This window comes from Chitinilyticum piscinae, from assembly GCF_015223195.1.
GTDB classification, from domain to species: Bacteria; Pseudomonadota; Gammaproteobacteria; order Burkholderiales; family Chitinibacteraceae; genus Chitinilyticum; species Chitinilyticum piscinae.
On record NZ_JADFUA010000004.1, the window covers coordinates 93,257 to 118,907 of the forward strand.

Sequence of the window (25,651 nt, forward strand, 5' to 3'; positions counted from 1 at the left end):
AGATACACGTGTATATCCGGTTGGGTATCGGAATACACCCAAGCAAAGGAAACAGCATGTCGCAACAATTCGATGTGGTTGTGATCGGTGCCGGCCCCGGCGGTTATGTGGCAGCCATCCGTGCCGCGCAGCTCGGTTTCAATACCGCCTGCGTGGACGAATTCAAGAACAAGGCCGGTGAAGCCAGCCTGGGCGGCACTTGCCTGAACGTCGGCTGCATCCCGTCCAAGGCGCTGCTGGAATCATCGGAAAACTGGGAACGCATCGAGCACAAGTTCGAAGCGCACGGCATTTCCGTCTCCGGCGCCAAGTTCGACGTGAAGAAGATGCTTGAGCGCAAGGACGGCATCGTTACCAAGCTGACCCAGGGCATCGGCTACCTGTTCAAGAAGAACAAGGTTGCCAGCGTGCACGGCCACGGCAAGATCGTCGGCCAGGTGGATGGCAAGTGGCAGATCGAAGTCACCGATGGTGACAAGGTCGAAACCATCGCCACTACCCACATCATCATCGCCACCGGCTCCACGCCGCGTCAGTTCCCGGGCGTTCCGACCGACAACAAGCTGATTCTGGATAACGAAGGCGCACTGGCGATTCCGGAAATCCCGAAGAAACTGGGCGTGATCGGTGCCGGCGTGATCGGGCTGGAAATGGGCTCGGTGTGGAAGCGCCTGGGTGCCGACGTGAGCATTCTCGAAGGCGCTCCGGGCTTCCTGCTCGCCGCTGACGAAGCCGTGGCGCGCGAAGCCAACCGCATCTTCACCCGCGATCTGGGCCTGAAGATCAGCTGCGGCGTGAAGATCGCCAAGCTGGCCCCGGGCAAGAAGGACGTGACCATCGAGTACGCCGACGCTGAGGGCAAGGAACACAAGGAAACCTTCGACAAGGTGATCGTGGCGATCGGTCGTCAGCCCAACACCTGGAATCTGGCCGCCGAATCGGTGGGCTTGCCGCTGGACGAGCGCGGTTTCGTGATTGTTGACGACGAATGTCGTACCTCCCTGCCCAACATCTGGGCGGTGGGTGACGTGGTGCGCGGCCCGATGCTGGCGCACAAGGCGTCGGAAGAGGGCGTGGCCGTGGCCGAGCGCATCGCCGGCCAGCACCCGCACATCGATTTCAACGTCGTACCGTGGGTGATCTACACCAGTCCGGAAATGGCCTGGGTCGGCAAGACCGAGCAGGCGCTGAAGGCGGAAGGCATCGAGTACAAGAAGGGCCAGTTCCCGTTCAGCCCGAACGGTCGTGCGCTGGGCCTGGGTGAGGTGTCCGGCTTCGTGAAGATGCTGGCCTGCGCCAAGACCGACCGTATCCTGGGTGTGCACATCATTGGCCCGTTCGCCTCCGAGCTGATCTCCGAAGCCGTCGTGGCCATGGAATTCAATGCATCCAGCGAAGACATCGCCCGCATCATCCACGCTCACCCGTCGCTGTCCGAAGCGCTGCACGAAGCTGCGCTGGGTTGCGACAAGCGCGGTCTGCACAGCTAACAACACCGGCCGGCTGCGGCCGGCCTGCATCAACATGGCGGACCGGTAAGACGGTCCGCCGGACAACACTCTCCTTACAAAGGGAAAACAGAGATGAATCTGCACGAGTACCAAGCCAAGGAACTGCTGGCCAAATACGGCCTGCCGGTACAGAAAGGCATTCTGGCCACCACGCCGAAGGAAGCTGCTGCTGCCTACGACCAACTGGGCGGCAAGTTTGCCGTCGTCAAGGCCCAGGTTCACGCCGGCGGCCGTGGCAAGGCTGGTGGTGTAAAGGTCGTGAAGAGCCGCGACGAAGCCGCTGAAGTGGCAACCACGCTGCTGGGCACCAATCTGGTGACCTATCAGACCGACGCGGCTGGCCAGCCGGTCAACAGTGTACTGGTGTGCGAAGACATGTACCCGGTGCAGCGCGAGCTGTATCTGGGCGCCGTGGTGGATCGCGGTTCGCAGCGCGTGGTATTCATGGTTTCCACCGAAGGTGGCGTGGAAATCGAGAAGGTTGCCGAAGAAACCCCGGAAAAGATCATCAAGATCGAAGTGGATCCGCTGGTGGGCATGCAGCCGTTCCAGACTCGCGACGCCGCGTTCGCACTGGGTCTGGCCGGCGAGCAGATCGCTGCCTTCTCCAAGCTGATGATGGGTGCCTACAAGGCCTTCGTCGAAAACGATTTCGCCCTGTTCGAAGTCAACCCGCTGGCACTGCGTGAAAATGGTCAGCTGGCCTGCGTGGACGGCAAGATCAATCTGGATTCCAACGCTCTGTATCGTCACCCGGAACTGCTGGCACAACGCGACAAGTCCCAGGAAAACGAGCGCGAAGTGAAGGCCTCCGAGCACGACCTGAACTACGTGGCGCTGGAAGGCAACATCGGCTGCATGGTGAACGGCGCCGGTCTGGCGATGGCCACCATGGACATCATCAAGCTCAAGGGTGGCCAGCCGGCCAACTTCCTGGACGTGGGCGGTGGCGCAACCAAGGAACGCGTGATCGAAGCGTTCAAGCTGATCCTGGCCGACACCTCGGTGAAGGGCGTGCTGATCAACATCTTCGGCGGCATCGTCCGCTGCGACATGATCGCTGAAGCAATCATCGCTGCCGTGAAGGAAGTGAACGTGACCGTTCCGGTTGTCGTTCGTCTGGAAGGCAACAACGCCGAACTCGGTGCCAAGATCCTGGATGAATCCGGTCTGAAGCTGACTTCCGCACAAGGCCTCAACGACGCAGCCGAGAAGATCGTTGCTGCCGTTGCCGCCCTGTAATCACCAGCACCCGCAAAGGATATTGAAATGAGCGTATTGGTTAACAAAGATACGAAAGTGCTGGTGCAAGGTTTCACCGGCAAGAACGGTACCTTCCACGCCGAACAGGCGCTGAAGGTCGGCACCAAGGTGGTTGGTGGCGTGACTCCGGGCAAGGGCGGTTCCGAGCACCTCGGCCTGCCGGTGTTCAACACCATGAAGGACGCTGTTCGCCAGACCCAGGCTGACGCTTCGGTGATCTACGTACCGGCAGCGTTTGCCAAGGATTCCATCCTGGAAGCGATCGATTCCGGAGTGAAGCTGATTGTCTGCATTACCGAAGGCGTGCCGACTCTGGACATGCTGTACGTGAAGAAGGCCGTTGACGAAGCCGGTATCCGCCTGATCGGCCCGAACTGCCCCGGCATCATCACCCCGGGCGAGTGCAAGATCGGCATCATGCCGTGGCACATCCACAACCCGGGTCGCATCGGTATCGTGTCCCGTTCCGGCACCCTGACTTACGAAGCCGTGGCACAAACCACCGCACTGGGTCTGGGCCAGTCCACGTGTATCGGTATCGGCGGCGACCCGATTCCGGGCACCAGCCACATCGACGCACTGAAGCTCTTCCAGGACGATCCGGATACTGACGCCATCGTGATGATCGGTGAAATCGGTGGCTCGGCCGAAGAAGAAGCGGCCGAATTCGCCAAGTCCTACGTGACCAAGCCGGTTGTTGGCTACATCGCCGGCGTTACTGCTCCGAAGGGCAAGCGCATGGGCCACGCCGGTGCGATCATCTCCGGTGGCAAGGGCACGGCCGAAGAGAAGTTCAAGGCCTTCGAGAAGGCCGGCATTGCTTACACCCGCAGCCCGGCCGAAATCGGCAAGACCATGTTCGAACTGCTTAAAGCTAAGGGCATGATCTAAGCAGTATTCACCGCCTTGCTGTAATGACAACGCCACCGCAAGGTGGCGTTGTTGTTTGCCGGGACATAATGACCTATGGGCTTATTGCATTGCAGGTGTATCAGCCACCGTTCGGTCCTAGGTCAGCTGTGCTTTGTCCTTTTAGCATCGCAGTTTCGCCTGCAGGAATATGTCATGTCTGATCGTATCCATCTCTATGACAACGGCAAAAATCTCCAGCCTCTGGTGCTGCTTGAATGGTCGTATGAGCAGCCCTGGTGGAGGGGGGACTGACCGAGGATGAAAAGCGCCATCTGCCGCAGCTTCGGTAGCTGTCACATCGCAGCGGCACAGCCGCAGTTTATTTCATGTCGAGCTTGCGATCCGCCCAAGCAACTTGTGCATGAAGTCCGTGAAATGGTCGGCGAATTTTGAGCACGTGCCATTTTCCAGATCTTTGACAAAAACCGGCCACTCACCATTGGCATCCTGCAAGCTGCAGTCGAAGTAAAACCACTCGTTCCAGTCGGGTTCGAACAGCGCGATATGCTCTTCGCACGTCAAGCCATTCTCCAGATTTGTCTGGTGTGCGGTGGCGATGTCTATATCAGCACCCTCACAGTATTCACGCGGCGCGACGGTCAGGATGTAGTTGCCGTATAACTTGGCTGTCTCGCAGCTTGCCAGCCATCGCTTGTATGACGCAGGCAGGGACTGTCCCAGCCGCTCTTCCGCGTGCTGGATGTCGATACCACTGATTGCACAGGGTTTGCCAGTTTCAACCTGCTTTGCCCTGCAGGATTCGATGAGTGTTTCCATGATGATGTTCATTTCTGTGTGGATTGCAGCAGATCTGCGAGACAAACGAGGCAAAATGTTTTTACGGGGACGAAAAGATTGCGTGCGACGCTTGTGTTCAGCTTCTCTGCAGTCTGCCTAGTGCAGATGTTTGTTCCTAGTGGCTCGGTTTGGCGCTGATACGGTTTGGTGATCTCTCTTACATAGGAATGTAATTAAATTTACATGATCAGTTTATTCGGTAGAATCCACCACAGGTTTTTATCGAGATCGTGCTGGCTATGCAAAATCTGCTCTGGGCCGTGGGTTTTTTTATCATCGGGGCCATGGTTTCCGGTGTCGAGGTCGCAATTGCGCTCGGGCTCGTCGGTTTTTTCTTCGGCTATCTGTTTAGCCCGAACAAGGACGACGAAGCCAAGCCGGCGAGTGTGTCGGAGCCCGAGCATCCCGATGTGATTGCTGCTCCTGCTCCTGCTCCTGCTCCTGCTCCTGCTCCTGCGCCAGGGCCAGCGCCAGCGCCAGCGGCCGCCGTGACCGGAAACGGCAGGATGACGCGCATTGATGCGCTGGCATGGCGGGTAAATCAACTGGAACGCGAGGTTGCCGAGTTGCGCGAACTGGTGCGGGCAGGGCAGTTTGCCGCCAGCGCCGCTCCGGCGCAGGCAACGACTGTCGTCGCCGTATCCGCGCTTTCCGAGCCTGTCGCGGAGCATCAGGCGACAGCAGAAGCCCACCGAGTGCCAGTACCCGAGGCCTTGCTCGTCAACAATCCGCAGCAATCAGTGGTTCTGGCCGATGTCGAGCCGCTTGCGGCCCCGGTTGAGCAAAGCGAGCTGCTGAGCCTGCCGGCGCTTGAGGTGCCAGCAACGGCACAGCAAAACAACGAGAAACTTGAATTGCCACCGGTGGCCGCCAGTACCCAGCAAGAAGAGGCGGGAAGTGTGCCAGCAGGCCCGGTTATCGCCGCTGCGCCTGCCGAATCCGTCCCCGCTGCCGTGGCTCATGTTCCCGCTGAGTCGGACTGGATCTCACGCGGCTTCCAGTTCTGCAAGAACTGGCTGCTGGGCGGTAATAGTGTGGTGCGCGTCGGGGTGCTGATCCTCTTCTTTGGTGTCGCCTTCCTGCTGAAATACGCGGTGGACAGCAAACTGCTGCCGATCGAGCTGCGGCTGGCGGGAGTGGCACTCGGTGCCAGTGCCTTGCTGATTACCGGCTGGCGACTGCGCCACAGCCGGCGCATGTACGGGCTGATCCTGCAGGGTGGGGCTGTGGGTATTCTCTACATCACCGCCTTTGTCACGCTCAAGCTGTTCAGCCTCTTGCCTGCCGGTGTGGTGCTAGGTTTTCTCATCCTCCTGGCCGTGTTTTCCGCCTTGCTGGCGATCAAGCAGGATGCCAGCTCGCTGGCGGTGATGGGGATTACCGGCGGTTTTCTTGCGCCTCTACTGACCAGCACCGGGGGGGGGAGCCATGTGATGCTGTTCAGCTATTTCGCGCTGCTGAATGCCGGCATTTTCGGCATGGCCTGGTTCAAGTCCTGGCGCTCGCTCAATCTGCTGGGCTTTGCATTCACCTTCGGGGTGGCGACGCTGTGGGGCGTACTGCGCTATCGGCCGGAGCTGATGGCGTCCACACTGCCATTTCTGGCGCTGTTCTTTGCCTTCTATCTGCTGATCGCGATTCTGTATGCACTGCATCGCGAGCTGGATGTGCGGCACTATCTGGATGGTACGCTGGTGTTCGGCACGCCGCTGATTACGCTGGCCTTGCTGGCGCGGCTGATGCAGGGGCTGGAATTTGGCTTGGCCTGGTCTGCGGTCGTACTGGCTGCGGTGTATCTGGGGCTGACCGGCTGGCTCAAGCGCAGCTACCCCGGACGTGTGCAGCTGTTGGCGGAGTCCTTCCTGGCCCTGGGGGTCCTGTTTGCCACCCTGGCGATTCCGCTGGCCTTTGATGGCCCGACCACGGCAGCGATGTGGGCACTGGAAGGTGCGGCGATTGTCTGGGTCAGCCTGCGCCAGCAACGCCGGCTGGCACTGGCATTTGCGCTGCTGCTGCAACTGGGGGCCGCAATTGCCGTACTGGCGAACTGGCAGGTGGCGGGAGCCGCTGCCTTGCCGCTCTTGAATGCCACGTGCATTTCCGGTCTGCTGCTGGCACTGGCGGCATTGTTTAGCTGCTTCATGCTGCAGCGGCGCCCTCAGCCGGATTGGCTGCCGGCCTGGTTGCCGCTGATTGCGATGGCGGCAGGAGCATTGGGCGGGGTGTGGTGGTTCGCAACCGGCTGGCAGGAAATTGCACGCCTGTATGCCAATGCCGGACTGGGGAGCACTCAGGCGCAGTCGCTGGGCTTGCTGCTGTTTGTAACGGCCAGCTTCTTGCTGGCTGGCTGGCTGAGCAAACGGCTGGCCTGGCCGATGCTGCGCTGGCCAGCACTCAGCCTGCCGGTGGTCATCGCACTCTGGTCACTGCCCTTGATCTATGCCGGACATCCGGCGGGCAGTCTGGGCTGGCTGGTGTTGCCGCTGGTGTATGCGGCAGGCTGGTGGCAGCTGCGCCAACATGAAGGTGAGCTCTCGCTGGCTGGCCTGCTGCATCTGCTGCTGGTGTGGAGTCTGGCCGGCTTGCTGGTTCGCGAGCTGGTCTGGCAGCTGAAGCTGTATCTGCCAGAGGGTATCTGGTTCTATATGGCTGTTCCAATCGTCTCTGGCGCGATACTAATGCTGGTATCTGGGCTGACCCGCTGCAGGCTCTGGCCGCTGGCGAAACACCGCCGCATCTATCTGGAGCTGGCACCGCTGCCCCTGCTGCCGGCGCTGGCCGTCTGGTTCTGCTGGGCGCTGCTGAGCAATGGCAATCCCGCGCCGCTCGTCTATGTGCCGCTGTTCAATCCGCTGGATGTGGGTGTGCTGCTCGGTCTGGTTGCGCTACTGGGCTGGTTGCGCAAGGTGAACGGAGAGTCTACCTGGCGTCTTCCGGCGACGGCAGCACCGCTGCTGCTCTGCACGGTGCTGCTACCCTGGCTGACCGCCGATGTGCTGCGCATGTTCCATCACTATGCCGAGCTGCCGTATTCGCTGGATACCCTGCTGAATTCGCTGAAGGTGCAATCGGCACTGGTATTGTTCTGGGCCGCACTGGCCGTGCTGCTGCCGCCGCGCATTCGTCATCCTGAAAGCCGTCTGGTATTCCGTGGCGCAGCTGCAGCTGTGCTGGGTTTACTGGTGTTCTGGAGCATTCTGGCCAATACCAGCAATGCCCAGGTACTGGCATGGCGCTACATTCCTTTCCTGAATCTGCTGGAGCTGGCCCAGCTGGCCGCGCTGGCTGCGGTCTATCTGCACTGGAAGCAGTTCCGCACCGAGCGCGGCACGGGGCCGATCCTGCCGGACTGGCTGCTGTATGGCGGTTCGGCGGTACTGTTCCTCCTGCTCAATGCCATGCTGTTGCGCAGCGCGCATTCCGGCTGGGATCTGCAGTACTCGCTGGCGGCGATTGCCGATTCCAGCGTCTTGCAGCGCTGCTTTGTCCTGCTGTGGCTGGCGGCAGCCGGTCTGGGGGTCTGGCTATGTTGGCGCGGGCGTGAGCGGCGTTTGCTGCCGGCCGCGGGCGGCCTGCTGGCCTGCCTGTGGCTGTGGCTGATCGTTGCCAATCTCAATGATGATGGCGGGAGGCTGGCGCATGTGCCACTGCTTAATCCGCTGGACTTGCTGCAGATGCTGATCCTGTTGCTGCTGGGCTGCTGGTTCGTGCTGATGGCAAAGGCCGGCAAGCTGGCCTCGCTGTCGCGCCGCAATGTCTATTGCTTCCTGGGAGTGACGGCCTTTTTCTGGCTGAATGCGGTGCTGATGCGCACCATCCATCACTGGTCCGGCGTGCCATACGAATGGCACGCACTCACCCATTCAATGCTGGTGCAGAGCGCATTGTCCTTGTTCTGGACCGTTCTCGCACTGGTGCTGATGGTCTGGTCGACGCGGCTGATCCAGCGCACACTGTGGCTGGCCGGTGGCGTATTGCTGGTCGCCGTGGTGGCCAAATTGTTCCTGCTGGATCTGTCGCATGTGAGCGGCATGGCGCGTATCGTCAGCTTCATTGGCGTGGGGCTGCTGCTGCTGCTGATCGGCTATCTGGCACCACTGCCGCCAGCAAGCAAGCCGGTGGCCGGAGCAGGGCATGCGTAGCCTGCCGGTGCTGCTGGCGGCCTTCGCCGCGTCTGCCGCTATTGCGGCCGGCAGCCAGGTGTACTACCGCATTGCGGTCGGGGATGAAGCGCCGGCTTACCGCCTGGGCTTGCCGGCGAGCCTCTATTCGGCCACTGCTGGTGGCAACTGGCGCAATCTGCAGGTGTTCAATGCTACCGGAGAGCCGGTGCCGACCCAGTTCGATCAGCCTGTTGGCAACTGGGTGAGCCAGCGGCACAGTTTGCCGTTCTATCCGCTGCCGGCGAGCCAGACGGCCGCCTCATCAACTGCCATGCCCGGTGGTGGGCTGGTGGTTGATGGTAGCCGATTGCCCAGCGCCCAGTGGGCGTCGCTGGAGCTGGAACTGGCAGACGCGGCCTACCGTGGCCGGGTACGCTGGTGGCTGGGCGATGATCTGCAGCACTGGCGTGAAGGCGGAGAAACCGGCCTGCTCAAGCTGGCCAGTGGGCCGGCGCAGACACGCATCGATCTGGCAGGTGCAAGCGGCCGCTATCTGCGGATCGACTGGCTGGATCAACCCTTCACGCTGAATGCCGCCCATGCCATCACCATGCAGGCTGAAGTGCCCGCAGTCGAGTGGCAGTGGAGTAGCTGGGTGGCAGGGCGTGCCACGGCGCAGGCCGGCGACTATGAATTCGATCTGGCGGTCAAGGCCCCGCTGGAGCGGCTGGAAGTCCGCTTGCCGCAGAACAACACCCTGGTGGCGGCCCGGTGGCTGGCACGCAATGACGCTTCGGCACCCTGGCAGCTGGTCTGGCAGCAGCCGCTGGTGCGGGTGGGCAGTGCGCCTGTCGTGGTCAGCGGCTTTGCCGCCGCCCCGCAGCACTATTGGCTGTTGCAGGTGGATACGGCGCAGGGCGGGCTGGGCCGGGGCGTGCCGGAAGTCCGTGCGGGCTGGCAGGCTCGGCAACTGATCTTCATGGCGCGGGGGAGTCCGCCATTCCGGCTGGGCTATCTGTCCGGACGGGCGGATGGTGGCGATGCCGAATTGGCGACGCTGTTGTCGGATCGGCGGGTTCCGGTGGGCTCGGCCATGCTGGGCGAGCCATTCCTGCTCAATGAACCAGCATCGGTAGCGGCGGTGGCGGGGGCATCCAGGCCTGACTCGCGGAGATTCTGGTTATGGGGGAGCTTGCTGTTCGCAGTGGCCCTGCTGGGAGCGATGGCCTGGCGCCTGCTGCGCGAAACACCGCCTGCCGTTGAATCCGTGAATGGCGATCCAGACAAAGATTAACTGAATGGCAGTGTATATGCCGAAATGCCATGCGAGAAAAGAGATTGGCCGGCATACCCATGCTAGTAATCAGTAGCGGTATTCCGGCTCCTGACGCAACTGCCAGCGCAAGTCATCGCGCTTGCGCCGGTCATAACTTTGCTGACGGTTCAGGTCGTCCAGATCCCGCAACCAGCGTCTGCGGTCTTTTTCATCCTTGGCGGTCGCGATTTTCTCTTCAAGCTTGCCGCGTTCGGTAGCCCGCTGTTCGATGCGCCTGTCCAGATCGTCCAGATCACGCTGCAGCCGGTAGCGTTCATAGCCACGCTGGTAGGCCGCCAGAAAAGCGGCCTGGTTTTCGGCCGGGCAGATATTGCCGCTCGCCGATCCGGCAAGGCCAACCCGATAGCCGTTTTCCGGCGTGCAATAGCTGCGCAATCCTTCAGTACGCCCGCGGTTATACAGATCCAGCCGTGGCTTGATACCGAGTTCGGCGCAGGCTTCGGCGTGCTGCGCAATCTGTGAATCGCGGCCGGCCTGCCCGTCGCGCAGGCCGATGCCATACCAGTCGCCGGTGCGGCATTCACTTTCGCTCAGCGAGGCGCAGCCACTCAGCAGCGCCAGCAGGGACAAGGAAGCAAGACGCTTCATGATGATCTCGCAATCGGCATTGGATAATGGTCAGTATGCATTTTCGAGCTGAACTCTGCCTGAATGCATCCGCTGCATGCTTACTGGCGTGCCATGCAGGTATCGAAACGCCCCTTTACCCGGTTGGCAAACCACTCGGTGGTCAGCTTGCGGGTGATTTTCGGGCTTTTCAGGTCGATCTGCGGAATCCGTGCGCGTGGTAGCGCCTTGCCAGCCTGCTGGTCAGCCAGCGCAAAGACCTTCTGCCAGGTCGGGCTGCTGCCAAAGGCAACGGTTTTCTCCTGCTGCAGATCGCGCTGCATGGCCTCCGGGCTCAGGCCGAGCCTGGGTGCCAGCTTGCCCAGCGCCAGCAGTGTGCTGCTGGGCTGCCGGGACGGCTGGCCGTTCTCGTAGCGCAGCAGGTCACCATCCAGATCCATGCTGCCTCCGGTGAGCTGGTTCAGCGCGGCCTGGAAAGCGGCATTGCGGCTGGCATACCTGCCGGCGTTGAAGTCGGCAAAGTAATACACCATGTCGCGTCCGTACGGTGCCGGGTACTGCAGCAGGATGGCGATGCCGAAATAGGTGCCGCCGCGTCGGGTGAATACTTCGTCACGTACACTGCCGCGGCGTGGATAAGGGTAGGGCCAGACATTCACATGCGATTCGGCAAAGGCCACGCTGACCTGCATGGGGCCGCCGGTACGGATCGGATTTTTCTGGGCAATCGGCAAGCCGATGCTGCGTGCTTCGCGCGCCAGATCCTGATACAGCGCATTCATTTCACGCTCGGTGCGCAGTGTGTCAATGCGTTCCTTGTAGCTGCGGCCATCTGGCGAAGGCTTGAGCAAGGCGGTCCTGACCGCCACCATCGGCAACTTGAAACGGTCCGCTTTTTCCTCGATTTCCTTCCACACTATGCGATCCAGCCCGGGTACGACCGGGTCACCCTGCCAGCTGGATTCCTGTTCGATCACGGCTGCTGCGGCGCAGAAATGCTCGGCGGTATAGGGAATCTTGAGGGCGGTGAATGCGTCCAGAATGTCTGCATTCCAGTCGTCACGATCCTTGATTTGCGCGGGCAGCAGGCGATTGAGCAGAGCCCGTGCTTCGGCTTCGCTGGGTGGTTTGCGCTGGGGCGTCGGGGTCGTCACGGGGACTGGTGTTACGACAGGCACCGGCGTCGGAGTCACTGCTGGAACTGGTGTACTTGCCGGTATCGGTGTCGTGGCAGGTTCGGGACTGGGCTGCTCCGGGGTGATGGCCGGCGGTGATGTGGTGGCACAGGCCGTGAGCAGCAAAAGACCGGAGACAGACAGAATGCGGCGCATGATCGGAGCAGCTGTAAGAAGTGAAAGCGCGATTCTAGCGGTGGCATGTGCCGCAATGCGTGACCGAATGCACGCGTAAGGCTTGTTTTCACAAGGTCAAGCAGTTAGATTGCAGAAAAGCATGTCATTTTGGAGATTGCCGTGATGAAACGCGCAGCACTGCTGATCGGCCTGGCAGGTCTGGCCATGGCCGCACAGGCACAGATTTACACCTGGAAAGATGCCAATGGCGTAACCCAGTATTCGGATCAGCCGCCCCCGAAGGGAACCACTGGCAAGGTAGTCAACACCAAAGATGCTGCCGTTACAGCAGTTACGCCTCCAGCAGCCAAGCAGGGGGCTTCGGGCGCTGTTGCGGCATCTGCTCCAGCTGCTGCGGCACCGGCACCGGCTGCCGCCAAGAAAGATCCGAACGGGCCCGGTTGTGCGGACGCCCGCAAGCGGCTGGATTTCCTCAAGGGCTCGAAGCTCTACAAGAATGTGGCCAATGAAAAAGGCCAGATGGAATTCATCGACGAAGCCAAGAAGCAGGAAGAAATCCGCAAGCAGAACGAGTTTCTGGAAAAGAACTGTCAGTAACACCAGTTTCTTTACAGCAAAAAGCCCGGCGATTGCCGGGCTTTTTCGTGCGGATGGCGCTTAGAAGGGCAGCTTCATTCCCGGCGGCAGCGGCAGGCCGGCGGTCACGGAGGCCATGCGTTCCTGCGTGGTGCTTTCCACACGGCGCAGGGCGTCGTTAAACGCAGCAGCAATCAGGTCTTCCAGCATGTCCTTGTCATCGGAAAGCAGGCTGTCATCCAGTGCCACGCGCTTGACCACATGACCGCAGGTCATGGTGATCTTGACCATGCCGGCACCGGACTGGCCTTCGACTTCGATCTGCGCCAGTTCGTCCTGCGCTTTCTTCATGTTTTCCTGCATTTTCTGGGCTTGCTGCATCATGGCGCCCAGGCCACCTTTACCGAACATGGCTTACTCCTTGGTGTTGATGGTGCCGGCATTCGCGGCCGGCGCGGGGTTGCTTAAACGGGGCGAATCGAATCGGCGATCACGGTGCCGCCAAAATCCTGAACCAGTGTCTGAACAAACGGGTCATTCTGGATGCTTTCGATGGCGGCATCCTGCCGCGCGGCACGCTCGCGCTGCGCAATCTGCGCCGGCGTTTCCGCGGTGGCCTGCTGGATGTCGACGCGGATCTGCTGCGGGCGGCCGAAATACTCGCTGATGGCTTCGCGCAGCTTTTCCTGGAAGTCGCGGGTGGCAACGGCCTGATGCTCCGCGGCAACCCGCAGGTAGTAGCAATCGTCAGCATAATTCAGCAGCTCGGCATGTTGTGCCAGCATACCGGCCGCGCCAAGTCGTAATTGCGCGAGCAGGCCCGGCCAGTCACCGTCAAAGGTGCTGGGCCGGGGAGTAGGCTCAGGCTTGATTTCCGGGGTATTGTCCGGTGGGCTTTGTTCCTGCTGCTCTGTGGCTACATACCCATCATTTTTCTCGGGTGCGGCCATGCGCACCGGAATCATGCCGGGCTGCATGGCGGGTGCCGACTCGGCCGCTGGCGCTGTTTCAACTGCGGCAGCGGGAGCGCTACTCACGTTCGCTGCAGTGCTGGCTGCCTGCGTCGCATGGCCAGTGGCTGCCGGCAGGCGGCTGGCCGGAACCGGGGCAAAGGCCAGCATGCGCAGCAGGGTCATGGTAAAGCCGGCATACTCGTCGGGGGCCAGCGCAAGATCGTTGCGGCCGTGAATGGCAATCTGGTAATACAGCTGCATGTCTTCAGGGCTGCAGGCGGCAGCAATGCGCAGCAGGTCGTCGCGGATGGGCAGATCGTCGGCGATGGCCGCTGGCACCAGTTGCGCCAGCGAGATCTGGTGCAGCAGATGCGCCAGCTCCTGCAGTGCCGCATCGTAGGAGAGCCCGCGCGCGGCAATCGCATTCGCGCCGGCCAGCAGCCGAGCGCCATCCTGCGCGATCAGCGCATCCAGCAATTCAAACAGATACGATTGATCCACCGCGCCCAGCATGGCGCGCACACCGGCTTCTTCGACCTGGCCGGCACCATAGGCAATGGCCTGATCCAGCAGCGACAAAGCGTCGCGCATCGAGCCATGCGCGGCGTGGCCAAGCAGGTTGAGTGCACCGGCTTCGTAAGTGATCTGCTCGGTATCGAGCACGCGCCCGAGGTGAAAGATCACCTGTTGCGGCGTCATGTTGCGCAGCGAGAACTGCAGACAGCGCGACAGCACCGTGACCGGCACTTTTTGTGGATCGGTGGTCGCGAGGATGAATTTCACATGGCCAGGAGGTTCTTCGAGCGTTTTCAGCATCGCATTGAAGGCACTTTTCGAGAGCATGTGCACTTCATCGATGATATAGACCTTGAAGCGGCCGGCGGTGGGCGAATACTGCGCGTTGTCGAGCACTTCGCGGATATTGTCGATGCCGGTGTTCGATGCGGCATCGATTTCCAGCAGGTCGACAAAGCGGCCCGCATCGATCTGCGTGCACGCCGAGCAAACTCCGCAGGGCTCGGCAGTGACGCCGGTTTCGCAGTTGAGCGCCTTGGCCATGATGCGCGCAATGGTGGTTTTGCCCACCCCGCGAGTGCCGGTCAATAGATACGCGTGGTGCAGGCGTTCATTGGCAAACGCGTTGGCGAGTGCCTTGATGACATGTTCCTGCCCGACGAGCTGGGCAAAATTGCGGGGGCGCCATTTGCGCGCGAGTACTTGATAGGCCATGGCGGCGATTCTAGCAGAATGCGCCAGGAACATCGCAGCTGTGCGAAATGTGCCGCAGCAGCCGTGGGCGGATTGCGACGGCAGTGCGGTGCGCATGTACCATAGCGGGCATTTGCGGGGTGACATCGTCTGGCTGTTAGCACCAGCGAATGTGAAACCGTGTCGCCCGCAGCCTGTCAACAAGGAACCAGCATGAGCCTGCCTGATCCGATTGATCTGCCTGACGGCGACCCGATGCCGCAACCACCGATCGAGCCCCCGCTGGAAGCGTGCTGCACCAGCGGCTGTAACCCCTGCATCTTCGACACCTATTCCGAAGACCTGCAGCAATATCGCCGTGACCTGCTGGCCTGGCAGGCTCGCCACCCGAATCCAGCCCCGACGGAGAACCCGGCATGCTGATCCGTACCCTGTTTGCTGGCGCATTGCTGGCGTCTTCTGTTCTGGTTACTGCAGCCGGTCTGCCCGGCAGTGTGCAGCAAAGCCTGAAAGCCACCGGCTTGCCGGCCGATGCACTGGGTGTTGCCGTGCTGCCGCTGGATGGCGGCAAGGCCTTTTATCATCGGGCTGACGAAAGCATGCGCCCGGCTTCGACGATGAAGCTGGTCACGACCTGGGCCGGACTGAACCTGCTGGGGCCGACCTGGAGCTGGCAGACCGAGCTGTTGGCCGATCGCAAGCCGGTAAACGGCGTACTGGAAGGCAATCTGTACCTGCGTGGCAGTGGTGACCCCAAGCTGACGATCGAGCGCATGTGGCTGCTGGTGCGCGAGCTGCGCAATGCCGGTGTCGAGGATATCCGCGGCTCGCTTGTGCTCGATGGCAGTGCCTTCGGCGAGCTGGCTTTTCCTCAGGAATATGACGATGACGGCGACAGCGAGCGGGCCTTCCTGGTGCCGCCGGATGCACTGCTCAGCAACTTCCGCACGGTGCGGGTAACATTCGACAGCACCGGCGACAAGGTCAAACTGGTGACCGAGCCTCCGCTGAACCAGGTGCGCGTGAGCAACGATCTGGCCATCGGTAGCGGCGGTGACTGCGTCAGCTGGTCGCGCCGTGTGCAGCAGCGCTTCGGGCAGGTGAGCGGCACGCAATTCATTGTCCAGTTCATCGGTGAAATGCCGCCGGGCTGCAAGGCTGAACGTTATGTGCCGGTACTCAATGCCCGTGAATACACGCAGGCGCTGTTCTGGTACCTGTGGTACGGCCAGGGCGGCAAGGGTTCGTCGCTGACCGAAAAACCCGCAGGCAAGGTCGTACCCGACAACGCCATTGTGCTCGCCAGTACACGCTCCCCCGATCTGGTCGCCAACATCCGCGACATCAACAAGTTCAGTAATAACGTCATGGCAAGGCAGCTCTTCCTTACCGTCGGTGCTCAGCGCGGCAAGGGCGGCGCGACCGATGCGGCTGCCGCGCAGGTCATTGCCGGCTGGCTGGCCGGGCAGGGCATCACCGCCCCCGAACTGGTGCTGGAGAATGGCTCGGGCCTGTCGCGCAGCGAGCGCATTTCCCCGCGCCACATGGCCGATATGCTGCAAGGTGCCTGGCGCAGCCCCTGGGCCGCCGAATTTGTTGCTTCGCTGCCGCTGGTCGGCATGGACGGCACAATGCGCAAACGCCTGACCGGGGCCGATGAAGCCGGCCGGGCCCACATCAAGACCGGCACCTTGCGCGATGTGCGTGCGGTTGCCGGCTTCGTGCAGGACGACAAGGGCCGCAACTGGGTGGTCGTGGGGATGCTCAACCACGCCGATGCGGTGAAAGGTGCGCCGGTACTGGACGCGCTGATCCGTAGTGTGCAGAAGGGCGAATTCCGACAGTAACGCAGCAGTGTGGGTATTGCCGTGCAGCTCATGCAGGCAAAGGATTGTGCGTTAGAGGGTGGCCGGGTATGGAGTTGAATCCGGCATTTCCCGTGCATGAAAGCCATTGATCCATGAGGGGTGCCCGGTCTCTTTACGGTATTGGCTCGACGACTGTCCATTCGCCATCCGCTTTTACGCAATCGGCTGGCGAGCGCTGCTGGTGCGCACTAGGGTGCAGACACGGAGCATCGGTCTGCTCTGCTGGAGGTGCCACTATGGATCGCGCAGCGTTTTTCCGGGAATTGTGGCTGCACTATGCCGCGCTCACGCCGCAGGCGCCGGTGATCCGGGCGCTGTTTGGCGGGGAGACGGTGATCAATGACCATGTGGCCTTTCGCACCTTTGCGGCGACGCCGCTGGCGCTGGATAAGCTGGAGCCCAGGCTGCTGGCACTGGGCTATCGCCGCCATGCTCCGTATGCCTTTCCCGACAAACATCTGGCCGCATGGGGCTATGTCTGTGACGAGGACCCCGATGCGCCGCTGGTGTTTTTGTCCGAGCTGGATGTCACGGCGCTGAGCCCCGCCAGCCAGGCCATTCTGGCGCCGCTGCTGGCGGCGATTCCGCCACAGGCGGCCACACATGCGCAGGTATTCTGCGAGGGGCCGATGTGGCCGGGCCTCGCTAGCCAGGATTACGAGGCGCTGGCGCAGGAAAGCGAATACGCAGCCTGGCTGGCTGTGCATGGCATGACGGCCAATCATTTCACGATTGCGGTACACCGGCTTGATCCGCTGCTGACATTGTCCGAGGTGTGCGAGCAGGTTCAGGCAGCAGGATTTGCGCTGAATACCTCGGGCGGGATGATCAAGGGCACGCCGGTCGAGCTCTTGGAGCAGGCCAGCACGCTGGCCGACCGGCAAAAGCACAGTTTTGCCGATGGTGTCTGCCTGAGTGTGCCGACCTGTTATTACGAATTTGCCCGGCGCTATCCGGCGGCAGATGGCCGGCTCTATCAGGGTTTTGTTGCAGCCAGTGCCAGCCGGATTTTCGAATCGACAGACCGGAGGCCAACATGACGCCGCTTTTGATCATCGGTGCCGGCAAGATCGGCGCCAGCCTGGCGCGGTTGCTGGCGGATTGTGGCGATTACGCCGTGACGGTGGGAGATCGGGACGCCGAAGCCTTGATTCGCCTGAGCCAGCATTGCGAAGTCCAGACCCGCGTACTGAATGTGCGAGATCCGGTCGCCCTGGCCGAGGCCATGCAGGGGCAGCATGCCGTGATTTCGGCCGCCAGCTTTGATGTGAATACCCGGATTGCCCGGGCGGCGCTGGGCGCAGGGATCAGCTATTTCGATCTGACCGAGGATGTCGCGACCACGCAGGCAATCCGCCGCATGGCCGCATCCAGCCGGGCGGGGCAGGTGTTCATGCCGCAATGCGGGCTGGCGCCGGGGTTTATCGGCATTCTGGCGGCCGACATCGCCAGCCGTTTCAGCGAGATTGATACGGTGAAGATGCGCGTCGGGGCCTTGCCGCAGTATCCGGACAACCGCATCAAGTACAACCTGACCTGGTCCACCGACGGGCTGATCAATGAATACTGCAATGCCTGCGAGGCCATCCGCCACGGACGGCTGACCACAGTGCATGCGCTGGAAGGGCTGGAGCATTTTGCGCTGGACGGGCTGGAGTACGAGGCCTTCAACACCTCGGGCGGGCTGGGCACGCTGTGCGAAACGCTGGCCGGCCAGGTGCAGGAAATGGACTACAAGACCGTTCGCTATCCCGGCCACCGCGACCTGATCGATTTTCTGGTCAATGGTCTGCGGCTGGGTCGCGACCGCGCACACCGGCAGATGCTGAAGAAAATCCTCGAAGAGGCTGTGCCGATCACGCTGCAGGATCTGGTGCTTGTCGTTGTATCCGTTTCCGGCCAGCTGGACGGGCAATTCCGCCAGATCAGCGATGCCCGCAAAATTTACCACAGCAGTTATCACGGCCAGCCCTGGAGCGCGATCCAATTGACCACCGCAGCAAGCGCGGCAGCGGTGATCGATCTGCATCTGGCTGGCCAGCTGCCCGATACCGGCTTTATCCGGCAGGAAGATGTACGGCTGATGGATTTCCTGGCCAACCGCTTTGGTCGTCATTACGACGTGCCGCGGCTGGCTGAGGAAATTCCGGTATGAATGCTGGTGGGCCGGGTATTTGGTGAGCTGTTCCAGCCAGTATGGCGGGCTGTCGTAGCTGGCAGGTGTTATTCAGGTTGTATGGCAAGAGGGGGCAGCATGGGCGAATCCATTTGGCAGCAAACCCGCATTGCGCACTGGCAGCTGGCCGGCTGCTGGCCGGCGGCCGTACTTGGCGGGCTGGCACACTACGCGGACGATACCCGCCATCCCTTGAAGTCGCCGATTGATGCCAGTGAGCTGGGTTGGCTGTCCCAGGCAACACATGCGCATACTTTGCACGGTATTTCTCTGGGTTCAGCCGCCTATAAAGAATGGCGGTTGATACCTGCGGCAAAGCGCGGCCAGATGGTGGCCACGATTGCGGAGAAGGTTCGCGAGCGCCGCACGGCGCTGGCGGCGCTGATTACGCTGGAATCCGGCAAGATCGGTAGCGAGGCGGATGGCGAGGTACAGGAATGGCTGGACATGTGCGATTTCGCCATTGGCCTGTCGCGCCAGTTGCACGGCCTGACGATTGCCAGTGAACGCCCCGCGCATCTGCTGCTGGAGCAGTGGCAGCCGCTGGGTGTGGTGGCGGTGATTACCGCGTTCAATTTTCCAATGGCCGTTTGGGCGTGGAATGCCATGCTGGCGCTGGTGTGCGGCAATGCGGTGATCTGGAAACCGTCAGAGAAAACCCCGCTGTGTGCGCTGGCGGTACAGCAGCTGGTAAACGAAGCGCTGGCCGACTGCGCCGCACCGCCGGCGCTGTGCCAGCTGGTGAACGGGGACGCTACGACCGGTAGCCAGCTGGTAAATGATCCGCGGGTAGCGCTGATTTCGGCGACCGGATCGTGCGCAATGGGGCTTGCAGTCGCCCGCCTGGCAGCCAAACGTCTTGCGCGTACCCTGCTGGAACTGGGCGGCAACAATGCCGCGATTGTCACGCCTTCGGCCGATCTGGAACTGGCCAGCCGCGCAATCGTCTTTGCCGCGGCGGGCACCTGCGGTCAGCGCTGCACCAGCTTGCGCCGGCTGATCGTGCATCAGTCGGTTCTGCCGCAGTTATTGTCCCGGCTGGTGAATGCCTATCGCAGCCTGGCCATTGGAGACCCGCGCCAGCCTGGCGTACTGGTCGGTCCGCTGATCAACAAGGATGCACGCTCACGCATGCAGGCCGCACTGGCTCAGGCGCAGACTGAAGGTGGCGAACTGCTGACCGGCAATGAGCCGCTGCCCTGCGGACTACCGGACGGCGCCTATGTACGTCCGGCGATCATGGCCATGCCGGCCCAGACGGGCATTGTGATGCAGGAAACCTTTGCCCCGATCCTGTATGTACTTGGCTACCGGCAATTCGATCAAGCGATTGCGCTCAACAATGCCGTCGCGCAGGGGCTGTCATCTGCGCTCTTCAGTAATGATCTGCACGAGTTGGGGCAGTTCATCGGCCCTGCAGGCTCGGATTGCGGGCTGGCCAATGTCAATACGGGAACGTCGGGGGCGGAGATCGGCGGTGCATTCGGTGGCGAAAAGCTCACGGGGGGAGGGCGTGAAAGCGGCTCGGATGCCTGGAAGTGCTACATGCGTCGCACCACCAATACCCTGAATCTTGGCCAGGCCTTGCCGCTGGCGCAGGGCGTGGTGTTCGGTCTGCCTGCTGCAGAATGAGGTTGCAGTCGCGGGAAACAGGCTGCTTTGCGGCCTGCTGCCTTGGCCAAGTCCTTGTTTTGCTGTGGCAAGCGGCACGCTGGCTGGAGCAAAGGAGCATGATGGCGTAGAATGGCGGGCTATTTTTCTCCACCACCAGGAATTGCCCGGCATGGACAAGATTCTGATTCTGGACTTCGGCTCCCAGGTCACCCAGCTGATCGCGCGTCGCGTACGTGAGGCTCACGTTTATTGCGAACTGCACCCGTTTGACATGTCGATCGACGACATCAAGGCGTTCAACCCCAAGGGCATCATCCTGTCCGGCGGTCCGAACTCGGTGTACGAATCCGACTATCAGGCCACTGCCGAGCTGTTCAAGCTGGGCATTCCGGTGCTGGGTATCTGCTACGGCATGCAGTTCATGGCGCAGACGCTGGGTGGCAAGGTGGAAAGCGGGGACAAGCGCGAGTTTGGCTATGCCGAAATCCAGGCGCGTCACCATTCCAAGCTGTTCGAAGGCCTGCAGGATCGCGTCGACGATGCCGGCAATGGTTATCTGGACGTCTGGATGAGCCACGGCGACAAGGTCACCGCGCTGCCGGAAGGCTTCAAGGTGATTGCCGAAACCCCGTCCTGCCCGGTGGCCGCGATGGCCGACGAGGCGCGCCATTTCTACGCCGTGCAGTTCCACCCGGAAGTGACCCACACCAAGCGCGGCAGCGAGATGATCCATCGCTTCGTGCTGCACGTGTGTGATGCTACGCCGTCGTGGACCATGCCGAACTACATCGACGAAGCCATCAAGAAAATCCGCGAGCAGGTGGGCGATGAGGAAGTGATTCTCGGCCTGTCCGGTGGCGTCGATTCCTCGGTGGCGGCTGCGCTGATCCACCGCGCGATCGGCGACCAGCTTACCTGCGTATTTGTCGATCACGGCCTGCTACGTCTGAACGAAGGCGACATGGTGATGGACATGTTCGCGCGCAATATGGGCGTGAAAGTGATCCGCGTCGACGCAACCGAGCAGTTCATGGGCAAGCTGGCTGGCGTCACCGATCCGGAGAAGAAGCGCAAGATCATCGGCGGCGAATTCGTCGAAGTGTTCCAGCAGGAATCGGGCAAGCTGACCACCGCCAAGTGGCTGGCGCAGGGCACCATCTACCCGGACGTGATCGAATCGGCCGGCGCCAAGACCGGGAAGGCCCATGCAATCAAGAGCCACCACAACGTCGGCGGCCTGCCGGACGACATGAACCTCAAGCTCCTGGAACCGCTGCGCGAACTGTTCAAGGATGAAGTGCGCCAGCTGGGCGTGGCCCTCGGTCTGCCGCATGAAATGGTGTATCGCCATCCCTTCCCGGGCCCGGGCCTGGGCGTGCGCATTCTGGGCGAAGTGAAGATGGAATACGCTGACCTGCTGCGTCGCGCCGATGCCATCTTCATCGAAGAGCTGCGCAACACGGTGGATGAAAAGACTGGCAAGACCTGGTACGACCTCACCTCGCAAGCCTTTGCGGTCTTCCTGCCGGTGAAGTCCGTTGGCGTGATGGGCGATGGCCGCACCTACGATTATGTGGTGGCACTGCGTGCCGTGGTGACCAGCGACTTCATGACGGCGCATTGGGCCGAGCTGCCCTACAGCCTGCTGGGCCGTGTGTCCAACCGCATCATCAATGAAGTGCGTGGTCTCAACCGCGTGGTGTACGACGTTTCCGGCAAGCCGCCGGCGACGATCGAGTGGGAATGATCGTTTAGGTATAGGCAATCAGCCTGTCCCGCAACAAAAAGCGCCTTCAAGGCGCTTTTTGTTTTTCGGCATTTACGTTTAGTGCAGTGTTGTCGGCAGATGGATGGCAATCCCGGGGCCGATTGGGATGTCCAGACCGATCCATACCGTCATCAGCAGTGACCAAGCCAGCGTAAAGGCGAGCGAATACGGCAGCATCAGGGTGATCAGGCTGCCGAGGCCATATTCGGGAAGGTAGCGCTTGGCCATAACCAGCACGATGGGGAAATACACCATCATCGGGCTGATGATGTTGCTGACCGAATCACCAATGCGGTAGGCCAGCTGGGTGGCTTCCGGGGTGAAGCCCAGCAGCATCAGCATTGGCACGAAAATAGGCGCGAGCAAGGCCCATTTGGCCGAGGCAGAACCGATGACCAGATTGACTGCGGCGGTGAAGAGCACGAAGGTCAGCAGCAACGGCATGCCGGAAAGGCCGCTGGCACTGATGGCCTCTGCGCCGTTGACGGCCAGCAGTACGCCCAGCTTGCTCTGGCCGAACAGGGCGATGAACTGGGCCGCGAAGAACACCATCACCAGGTAGTAGCCCATTTCGGAGAGTGAATCACCCATGGCGCGTGCAACGTCGCGGTCATTGCGCATGCTGCCGGCCGCCAGCCCATAGGCAATGCCGGGCAGGAGGAAAACCACCATGATGACCACGACGATGCCATTAATGAAAGGCGAGGGCAGCAGCGTACCCTTGACCGGGTCGCGCAGGATGCCGCCTTCGGGCAGCCACAGGGCCAGCAGCAGGCCGGTGGTCAGCAGGGCGACCAGCCCCGCCGCACGCAGGCCGCGCTGTTCGGCTGCACGGCTTGCCGCATCGGCTCGCGGTGTATCGGCTGCGCCTGCGTTGCCCTGCCATTGAGGCAGGCGAGGCTCGATGATCCGGTCGGTGACATACCAGGCAACCGCCGTCAGGGCGATGGCCGATGCGGCCATGAAGTAGTAATTGGCCAGGGCGCTGACTTGCCAGGCCGGGTCGATCAGGTGTGCGGCGGCTTCGGTTAGCCCGCCCAGTAAGGGATCGAGCGTGGATACCAGCAGATTGGCCGAAAAGCCCGCCGATGTACCGGCAAAGGCCGCCGCGAGCCCGGCCAGCGGGTGGCGGCCGGCGCTGGCGAAGATCATGGCGGCCAGCGGGATGACGACCACATAGCCGACGTCGGAGGCCAGGTTGGACATGATGCCGACCAGCACAACAATCGGGGTCATCAGTCGCCGCGGTGCGCACATGACGATACGGGCGAGGACGGTGCCCAGCAGCCCGCTGCGCTCGGCAACGCCGACCCCGATCAGTGCTACCAGCACGGTAGCGAGTGGCGGAAAGGTGGCGAAATGTTTCGGGGCGTCGACCAGCCATTGCTGTAGGGTGGCGGCACTGAGCAGCGACACCGGCGTGATCACGTCGTCAGTGCCCGGCTTGATGACGCTCATGCCGGTACTTGCGGCCCAGTGGCTGCCCAGTACGACGACCAGGCAGAGCAGTACAAATAACGTGACGGGATCAGGCAGGGCGTTGCCAACCCGCTCGATGCCATCGAGCAGGCGATTGGTCAGCGAGGCCGGCCTGGCGGGGGTGGGCTCAAGAACGTGACTGTGGGGCATGCGGGCTCCTGTGGGCAATATCCGGTTTCCTGCAGTTTGCCTGCCTGTATCGGAATGTAACCATTCAGGATTTCGCCACCCCGGCCAATGGCGTCGATCTGATCTGGATCAGCGCACCGATGGAATTATGACGCGGGGTATATGCATGCAGCATTTTTATATAAAAGCCCCCGTGTAAATACCATTATGGGTATTATTTGGATAGACAGCAAAAAACCCGCCGTGGCGGGTTTTTTGCACCGGTTTGCCTTCTGCTTAGCGCAGGCTTTCCAGATAACGGTCCGCATCCAGTGCTGCCTGGCAGCCGGAAGCTGCGCTGGTTACAGCCTGACGATAGATGTGGTCCTGTACGTCACCGGCAGCAAACACGCCCGCGACGCTGGTGGCAGTGGCATTGCCGTCACGACCGCCCTTGGTGATCAGGTAGCCGGTTTCGTCCATGTCGAGCTGACCCTTGAAAATGTCGGTATTCGGCTTGTGACCGATGGCGATGAACACGCCGGTCAGTGCCAGTTCACGGGTGCTGCCGTCTTTGGTCGACTTCAGGCGCACACCGGTGACGCCGGTGTTGTCGCCCAGTACTTCATCCAGCGTGCTGTCCAGCGCCAGGCTGATCTTGCCAGCCTCGACCTTTTCCATCAGGTGATCGACCATGATCTTTTCGGCGCGGAAGGTGTCACGGCGGTGGATCAGTGTGACGTGCTCGGCGATGTTGGCCAGATACAGTGCTTCTTCAACGGCGGTGTTGCCGCCGCCAACCACGGCCACTTTCTGGCCGCGGTAGAAGAAACCGTCGCAGGTTGCGCAAGCGGAAACACCACGGCTCATGAAGGCTTCTTCACTGGGCAGGCCGAGGTATTGCGCCGAGGCACCAGTCGCGATGATCAGCGCATCGCAGGTGTATTCGCCGGCGTCGCCGATCAGCTTTTTCGGGCTGGATTGCAGATCAACGGTATGGATGTGATCGAAAATGATCTCGGTGCCGAAACGGCGGGCATGCTTTTCGAAGCGCGCCATCAGTTCCGGCCCCTGTACGCCGTCCGCGTCGGCCGGCCAGTTGTCCACTTCGGTAGTGGTCATCAGCTGGCCACCCTGGGCCATGCCAGTGATGACGACCGGCTTCAGGTTGGCGCGAGCCGCGTAAACGGCGGCGGTGTAGCCGGCGGGGCCGGAGCCAAGAATCAGCAGCGGGTGATGGATACTGGCCATGTGTTCCTCCTGGTGGTGTCTGTCCGCCGGCAGTCGTGCCGGCATGAATCGGGCGAAAGTGTAATTGCTTTAAGAGATGCGGACCTAATCGAAAAATGCAATAAGCGCGATAGAACGTCAGGCCGCCGGTCCTGTGTAGCCGTGTCTTACGGGTATGCGTAGCCACGGTATGGTAATCGCTGCCTCCGTTGTAATACGGATGAGGGTATCAAGAAGCTCGGCTTCAGCAACAATTTCCACGGCAACCGGAATATCTCCCGCTAGCTCGAAAAAGCTCTGCTGATGCCAGCCGTGACGGCCGAAGCCACCCAGCGCATGAAAGGCCGTCCCGCCGGAGGCGCCAAGCTGGTGGGCCTGCTGCAGCAGCCATTGATAGGTGGGCATGCTGCCATGCCGCTGGTTCTGTTGCAGGTAAAAGCGCAGAAGCTCCATCTCAGCCCCTCTGGAATAAAAACTGCACGGTCATCAGGCCGAACCAGGTCAGCAGCAGCGAGCCGCAGACATGCAGGGCAATCGTGCCCAGCCCCAGGCCGAGCTGCTGGCGCAGCAGCATGGTGGTTGTCTCGGCGGAAAAGGTGGAAAACGTGGTCAGTCCACCCAGAAAGCCGGTGGTAATCATCAGGCGCAGCTCGGGGCTGAGCGAAGGCCAGAGCTGGAAAGTCCCCAGCGCAATTCCCATGAGGTAGCCCCCCAGCAGATTGGCGGCGAGTGTTCCGAGCGGGATGGCCGGAAAAAGCGGGTTGATGAACAGGCCCAGCAGCCAGCGCAGCCAGGCGCCGCAGGCGGCACCAACACCGATAAGCAGAAAGGCAAGGGGCGACATGGCTGACAGGAGTCGGTATAGAA

At 61.5% G+C, this 25,651-nt stretch carries 21 protein-coding genes; 12 read left to right on the plus strand and 9 right to left on the minus strand.

Annotated features, from left to right (window positions below; genetic code table 11):
- Positions 1-56: 56 nt before the first annotated feature.
- The 3 genes from lpdA to sucD all read left to right on the plus strand — a co-directional run bounded on the left by lpdA (position 57) and on the right by sucD (position 3,665).
- On the plus strand, positions 57-1,490 hold the full coding sequence (lpdA, locus tag INR99_RS08395; RefSeq protein WP_194115893.1) for a dihydrolipoyl dehydrogenase: 1,434 nt from the start codon (positions 57-59) through the stop codon (positions 1,488-1,490).
- A gap of 93 nt (positions 1,491-1,583) precedes the next feature.
- Positions 1,584-2,753 carry an ADP-forming succinate--CoA ligase subunit beta gene (gene sucC, locus INR99_RS08400; protein WP_194115894.1) on the plus strand — a complete coding sequence of 390 codons (1,170 nt, stop codon included), beginning with the start codon at positions 1,584-1,586 and terminating at the stop codon, positions 2,751-2,753.
- Between the two features lie 27 nt (positions 2,754-2,780).
- Entirely contained in the window at positions 2,781-3,665 is an 885-nt protein-coding gene (sucD, locus tag INR99_RS08405) for a succinate--CoA ligase subunit alpha (protein ID WP_194115895.1), read from the plus strand.
- A 345-nt stretch (positions 3,666-4,010) separates the two neighbouring features.
- Here sucD and INR99_RS08410 read toward each other — a convergent pair whose 3' ends face one another.
- Positions 4,011-4,475, minus strand: coding sequence for an SMI1/KNR4 family protein (locus INR99_RS08410; protein ID WP_194115896.1), 465 nt, complete (start codon positions 4,473-4,475; stop codon positions 4,011-4,013).
- Between the two features lie 248 nt (positions 4,476-4,723).
- Between INR99_RS08410 and INR99_RS08415 the strand changes: the two genes are divergently transcribed.
- Together INR99_RS08415 and INR99_RS08420 are read left to right on the plus strand one after the other, a co-directional pair.
- Complete coding sequence (locus INR99_RS08415; protein WP_194115897.1) at positions 4,724-8,626, plus strand: DUF2339 domain-containing protein; 3,903 nt, start codon at positions 4,724-4,726, stop codon at positions 8,624-8,626.
- Entirely contained in the window at positions 8,619-9,881 is a 1,263-nt protein-coding gene (locus INR99_RS08420) for a DUF3999 family protein (protein WP_194115898.1), read from the plus strand. Before INR99_RS08415 ends, INR99_RS08420 begins: the two co-directional genes overlap by 8 nt.
- 69 nt (positions 9,882-9,950) lie before the next feature.
- On the opposite strand, the gene INR99_RS08425 is transcribed toward INR99_RS08420, so the two are convergent.
- Entirely contained in the window at positions 9,951-10,511 is a 561-nt protein-coding gene (locus tag INR99_RS08425; RefSeq protein WP_194115899.1) for a DUF2799 domain-containing protein, read from the minus strand.
- 80 nt (positions 10,512-10,591) lie between these two features.
- Positions 10,592-11,821, minus strand: coding sequence for a DUF1615 domain-containing protein (locus INR99_RS08430; protein ID WP_194115900.1), 1,230 nt, complete (start codon positions 11,819-11,821; stop codon positions 10,592-10,594).
- A 144-nt stretch (positions 11,822-11,965) separates the two neighbouring features.
- Between INR99_RS08430 and INR99_RS08435 the strand changes: the two genes are divergently transcribed.
- Entirely contained in the window at positions 11,966-12,400 is a 435-nt protein-coding gene (locus tag INR99_RS08435; RefSeq protein ID WP_194115901.1) for a DUF4124 domain-containing protein, read from the plus strand.
- Positions 12,401-12,460: 60 nt separating this feature from the next.
- Here the strand turns inward: INR99_RS08435 and INR99_RS08440 are convergent, their stop codons facing one another.
- Both INR99_RS08440 and dnaX read right to left on the minus strand, forming a co-directional pair.
- Positions 12,461-12,790, minus strand: coding sequence for a YbaB/EbfC family nucleoid-associated protein (locus INR99_RS08440; protein ID WP_194115902.1), 330 nt, complete (start codon positions 12,788-12,790; stop codon positions 12,461-12,463).
- Between the two features lie 53 nt (positions 12,791-12,843).
- Positions 12,844-14,562, minus strand: coding sequence for a DNA polymerase III subunit gamma/tau (dnaX, locus tag INR99_RS08445; protein WP_194115903.1), 1,719 nt, complete (start codon positions 14,560-14,562; stop codon positions 12,844-12,846).
- Between the two features lie 192 nt (positions 14,563-14,754).
- Here dnaX and INR99_RS08450 point away from each other — a divergent pair, with 192 nt between their 5' ends.
- From INR99_RS08450 to guaA, 6 genes are all read left to right on the plus strand, one after another.
- Positions 14,755-14,964 (plus strand): oxidoreductase-like domain-containing protein, encoded by a 210-nt coding sequence (locus tag INR99_RS08450; protein WP_194115904.1) that lies wholly within the window; start codon positions 14,755-14,757, stop codon positions 14,962-14,964.
- Entirely contained in the window at positions 14,958-16,388 is a 1,431-nt protein-coding gene (gene dacB / locus INR99_RS08455) for a D-alanyl-D-alanine carboxypeptidase/D-alanyl-D-alanine endopeptidase (protein WP_194115905.1), read from the plus strand. Before INR99_RS08450 ends, dacB begins: the two co-directional genes overlap by 7 nt.
- 257 nt (positions 16,389-16,645) lie before the next feature.
- Complete coding sequence (locus tag INR99_RS08460; protein WP_194115906.1) at positions 16,646-17,449, plus strand: DUF1338 domain-containing protein; 804 nt, start codon at positions 16,646-16,648, stop codon at positions 17,447-17,449.
- Positions 17,446-18,564 carry a saccharopine dehydrogenase family protein gene (locus tag INR99_RS08465; protein ID WP_194115907.1) on the plus strand — a complete coding sequence of 373 codons (1,119 nt, stop codon included), beginning with the start codon at positions 17,446-17,448 and terminating at the stop codon, positions 18,562-18,564. The genes INR99_RS08460 and INR99_RS08465 overlap by 4 nt, the downstream gene beginning before the upstream one ends.
- Positions 18,565-18,663: 99 nt before the next feature.
- Complete coding sequence (locus INR99_RS08470) at positions 18,664-20,217, plus strand: aldehyde dehydrogenase family protein (protein ID WP_194115908.1); 1,554 nt, start codon at positions 18,664-18,666, stop codon at positions 20,215-20,217.
- Positions 20,218-20,368: 151 nt separating this feature from the next.
- Positions 20,369-21,946 carry a glutamine-hydrolyzing GMP synthase gene (gene guaA, locus INR99_RS08475; protein WP_194115909.1) on the plus strand — a complete coding sequence of 526 codons (1,578 nt, stop codon included), beginning with the start codon at positions 20,369-20,371 and terminating at the stop codon, positions 21,944-21,946.
- A gap of 78 nt (positions 21,947-22,024) precedes the next feature.
- On the opposite strand, the gene INR99_RS08480 is transcribed toward guaA, so the two are convergent.
- The 4 genes from INR99_RS08480 to crcB all read right to left on the minus strand — a co-directional run bounded on the left by INR99_RS08480 (position 22,025) and on the right by crcB (position 25,628).
- Positions 22,025-23,596 carry an AbgT family transporter gene (locus INR99_RS08480; RefSeq protein ID WP_194115910.1) on the minus strand — a complete coding sequence of 524 codons (1,572 nt, stop codon included), beginning with the start codon at positions 23,594-23,596 and terminating at the stop codon, positions 22,025-22,027.
- 255 nt (positions 23,597-23,851) lie between these two features.
- Positions 23,852-24,805, minus strand: a complete 954-nt coding sequence (gene trxB, locus INR99_RS08485) for a thioredoxin-disulfide reductase (protein WP_194115911.1) — start codon at positions 24,803-24,805, stop codon at positions 23,852-23,854.
- A gap of 117 nt (positions 24,806-24,922) precedes the next feature.
- The gene (locus tag INR99_RS08490; protein ID WP_194115912.1) at positions 24,923-25,237 is read right to left on the minus strand and encodes a DUF190 domain-containing protein; all 315 of its coding nucleotides are present in this window, start codon (positions 25,235-25,237) and stop codon (positions 24,923-24,925) included.
- A 1-nt stretch (position 25,238) separates the two neighbouring features.
- Positions 25,239-25,628 (minus strand): fluoride efflux transporter CrcB, encoded by a 390-nt coding sequence (crcB, locus tag INR99_RS08495; RefSeq protein WP_194115913.1) that lies wholly within the window; start codon positions 25,626-25,628, stop codon positions 25,239-25,241.
- Between the last annotated feature and the right edge of the window lie 23 nt (positions 25,629-25,651).